The sequence below is a fragment of the bacterium genome, assembly GCA_008933615.1.
Classification (GTDB): Bacteria; CLD3; CLD3; order SB21; family SB21; genus SB21.
Window position 1 is genome coordinate 1 of record WBUR01000076.1, and the last position, 4,277, is coordinate 4,277.

Annotated in this window: 4 protein-coding genes; all 4 read left to right on the forward strand. The window is 40.9% G+C overall.

Annotated features, from left to right (window positions below; all coding sequences use genetic code 11):
- The first annotated feature begins 157 nt into the window (after positions 1-157).
- A complete protein-coding gene (locus F9K33_16315; GenBank protein KAB2877490.1) occupies positions 158-982 on the forward strand; it encodes a hypothetical protein in 825 nt (274 codons plus the stop codon).
- Between the two features lie 208 nt (positions 983-1,190).
- Positions 1,191-1,445 carry a hypothetical protein gene (locus F9K33_16320; protein KAB2877491.1) on the forward strand — a complete coding sequence of 85 codons (255 nt, stop codon included), beginning with the start codon at positions 1,191-1,193 and terminating at the stop codon, positions 1,443-1,445.
- 499 nt (positions 1,446-1,944) lie between these two features.
- Positions 1,945-2,901 carry a hypothetical protein gene (locus tag F9K33_16325; GenBank protein ID KAB2877492.1) on the forward strand — a complete coding sequence of 319 codons (957 nt, stop codon included), beginning with the start codon at positions 1,945-1,947 and terminating at the stop codon, positions 2,899-2,901.
- Between the two features lie 822 nt (positions 2,902-3,723).
- On the forward strand, positions 3,724-4,137 hold the full coding sequence (locus tag F9K33_16330) for a hypothetical protein (GenBank protein KAB2877493.1): 414 nt from the start codon (positions 3,724-3,726) through the stop codon (positions 4,135-4,137).
- The last annotated feature ends 140 nt before the right edge of the window (positions 4,138-4,277 follow it).

Below are 4,277 nucleotides of genomic sequence, written 5' to 3' on the forward strand. Positions count from 1 at the left end.
TTTGATTTTGACGATAGAGAGATTGTGGGCGTCGCTCGCCAGTAGCTCGCTCACGGTTTGAGTATGTTCTTAATTAACTATAATTTTCCTCGCGTGCGAGCTACTGCGTGTAGCCGCCGAGCGTTATATGCCATAGCGCGTAACTGAAACCTACATTATGAAACTGTTCGTCATAATTTGCATACTCTTTTTCCAACCTTCATTGCATGGTCAAACACAAGAGTATTTTCCAGCTTTTGATTATACCGTGCGTGATATTTTATCAAATTGTCACGTTAAATCTGTCAGTGCTATGACGACTAAAGTTGATAGTGTAATACCTGCCGCATGGGAAAAGAAGTATAGAAAGGAATTTGACAAAGACGGACGTATTACAGAAATAATGTTTTACTCTTTAAGTGGACCCGTTAATCCTATTCGATATCATTACAACCGTGATGGAAAATTAATTAGAAAAACGACTCGACTTGACACTGTTACTTATAAGTACTATTTCGACGGAGATCTTTATGAGGAAGATAGTTGGAACGGTATCATTCTCAATAGAAGTAGTTATTTTTACAACAAACCTAATCAAATTCAATACATACGCCACTCTACCATTAGATACGACCAGCTTGATACAACTGGAATGAATAAGGCGTGTTTCTACTATGATAAAGATGACCGTTTAATTCATGAAATGCATATTTCACTGAGAGATACTACGTATCAATGTTGGTACAAATATGATGGACAAAATAATTTAATTGAAAAACGAAGCAAGTGGAGTTATTTACCTGATACTTCGACTACAAAATTAGAGTATGATTCCAAGAATCGTATTATAAGATGGCTAAGTCTATCAAAGACTGGAGTACCGACTACAATAATCACGTGGGAATATGATAGTAGTGGATTAATTATGTCACGATATGATGAAAAGTTTACTATCATCACTAGTAAATATAAGACTAAATACGAATATGAGTATTATAAGTAACGCGCTACGGCATATAACATGCGGCTTACACGTCCGCTTCGCGACGCCTTTTGATTTGACGATAGAGAGATTGTGGGCGTCGCTCGCCAGTAGCTCGCTCACGGTTTGAGTATGTTCTTAATTAACTTAATTTTCCTCGCGTGCGAGCTACTGCGTGTAGCCGCCGAGCGTTATCTGACATGCCAAGACAAGGATTTTGTCCGAAGCTATGTTAATTAAACCTCACATTGAAATCGAATTTGACGCAAAGCATGCAATATTAGTTTTCAACGACACGGAGCTTTATGATTTTGTAGAAGATTATCTTCTTGAGAAACACGATATTCGCTCAGAATATGTTACGCAATCTGAATCCGGTTATCGTCTATTTTTTGACAAAAATAGGTCTTCGGACATTGAGAAAGCTTTGTCCAAACTTGACGACAATGAAATTGAAACTGTTTGGCGACTTAACAACAACTGATATGTCTTGGCACGTCAGATAACATGCGGCTTACACGTTCACTCATGACGCGCTTTTTGATGTCCCCACAAGGCTACATTATTGTGTGCGCGTCATTCGTCAGTAGCACGCGCACAGTACTTTTTGGCTTCGCTCTGACAGCCGTAGAGATTTGATTGTAAACCTGTTTCTCGACGCGAGGCGATGGTTCGATTTGAAAAGTTTCGATATTTGAATTTAGATTCGTTCTTTGAATTTGTAGATTTGACTACTTCTTTGCCTCGCGCCGAGATGACGATCTATTCTCTCTTTCATTTCGGCTGTCAGAGCTACGAGGATAATTTGATAGTTACGTTTTTGATTTGCACATTTGTTTGTGTGCGCGAGCTACCGCGTGTAGCCGCCGAGCGTTATACGCTATCTTGCCATCACCTGTTCTTTGAATAACGATTCCGCAGTTTTTTGCGGCTTTTTATATAGAGAATTATCTAATTGATTTCTGATTTTTTTAACAACTTGCATGAAGGAGGATGTCATGTCCAGAAGAAATCTTTCCCTGATAATTATCACCCTACTTTTGGTAGGATGTATGAGCACGGCCGTCTACGTTGAGAGCGGCATAACGAGTCTTGTTCAAATTACTACAGATCGTTCTTACGAACTTGATCCAACTTTTTCAAAAGACGGCAATAAGCTATTTTTTGCTTCAGATAGGTCAGGGTTTCTTGAAATTTGGGCAGTACCAATTAATGGCGGTGGCATCCAGCAGATTACTTCAAACTCCGCACTTTCCGCGGATAGAGCACCAAATCCATCCCCTGATATGAGCGAAGTCGTCTTTCAATCAACAAGAGTTACCGGTGTTTTCAATATTTGGAAAATATCCCTTGGGAACAGAGGTCTCGTTCAGTTAACTAACAATCCCTATGGATCAGTCACCCCCAAATGGTCACCGGATGGGAAATCTATTGCTTACGCCGCGCTTGACGTTAACAAAAACGAGTATGTGTGGACGATTGGAGCCAGTGGGGAAAATCCGACTCAGCTAGGGCCAGGTACAGAACCAGATTGGTCACCAGATGGAAAACGTATTGTATTTTCCAAAAAAACAAAGTCCAACAATTATGACATATGGATTATGAATGCGGACGGAACCAATCAGGAACAACTTACAACTAGTGAAGAAAAACAAGAAACTTCACCGGTTTGGTCACCCGATGGTAAGAGGATCACATATGTAGTGAAATATTCTTCACAAGATTACTTTTCACTTAATCAAGGTAAAATCTCAACTTGGTTTTCAGTTAAATCAGAAGTCTGGCTGATGGATTTACAAGGTCGAAACACTACTCAGCTTACCGCCTTTCAAGGTATCAATGTGTTTCCAGCTTGGTCACCTGATAGCAAAAAAATTGTTTTTGTTTCAAGCCGTAGTAATAACTGGGATATTTGGACAATGGTACCGTTATTAAATTGAAAGCAAGACAGCGTATAACATGCGGCTTACACGTACGCTTCGCGAGCACTTTTTGGAGTCCCCACAGGCTACATTATAGTGGCGCTCGCTTCGCCAGTAGCTCGCTCACGGTTTGAGTATGTTCTTAATTAACTATAATTTTCTCGCGTGCGAGCTACTGCGTGTAGCCGCCGAGCGTTATCTGACATGGCCAGAATATACGAGGCTTGGCCTTGTCGCTGTTTGAAAATCTGTTCTTTGATTATGGTTACCTCTTACTTCGTGTTGCCCGATGAAATCACGTTCGGTCAGAGATAGTTTGATCCATTGAGTCAGAGGTATTTTGAAGATTCAGTGTTTCGAGAACATGGCCACGTCAGATAACATGCGGCTTACACGTTCACTCATGACGCGCTTTTTGATGTTCCCCACAGGCTACATTATTGTGTGCGCGTCATTTGTCAGTAGCACGCGCACAGTACGATTTGGTTCGCTCTGACAGCCGATGGGATTTGAGTTGAAACCAGTTTCTCGACGCGAGGCGATGGTTCGATTTGAGATGTTTCGATAAATGAATTCAGTTTCGTTCTTTGAATTTGTAGATTTGACTAATTCTTTGCTTCGCGCCGAGATGATGATCTATTTGAGTTCATTTCGGCTGTCAGAGCTTAGAAGTTTCTTTGACACTTTTAGTTATTAATTAACACATTTATTTGTGTGCGCGTGCTACCGCGTGTAGCCGCGCCGCGTTATGCGAGATCTGGCTCCTTTTAGAGTATGGGTTCGTTCTATAAAGTATTTCTTAACTTTTTCACCTTTAACAAATATGAAAGGTAAGGAATTATGAAAACACTATTACTCTCTTTCTACCTGTTTCTATTTGCTCTTGGCTGCTCAGACCAGAAATCTCTTGAAGAAAATAACATCGGTAACCTTGTTATTACCGTACCAGATGACAACACAACACTGTTTAGGGGTCAACCAGCGCAAATTCAAGCACAGATCCAATTGAAGAATACTACCGAATTAGTCATTCTACTGCAACTGCGGGACCTTGACTCAGATTATCTATTTTCTATGACTATGTCAACGATTGAAGCCTCCGATGAAGTGGACAGATCCATCGGGGCAGGTTTCAACATCTCGAATGCTGCGCCTTTAGGCAATAATTACAGACTATCTTTATTCTATAAAGAACCGGAGGCTACTTTACCGATTGGCGGTGATTCCATCATTGTCAAAGTTCAACTCTATTGAGCTCAGACCTCGCATAACATGCGGCTTACACGTGCCGCTTCGCGACGCCTTTTGATTTGACGATAGAGAGATTGTGGGCGTCGCTCGCCAGTAGCTCGCTCACGGTTTGAGAATGTTCCTAATTAACTATAATTTTCCTC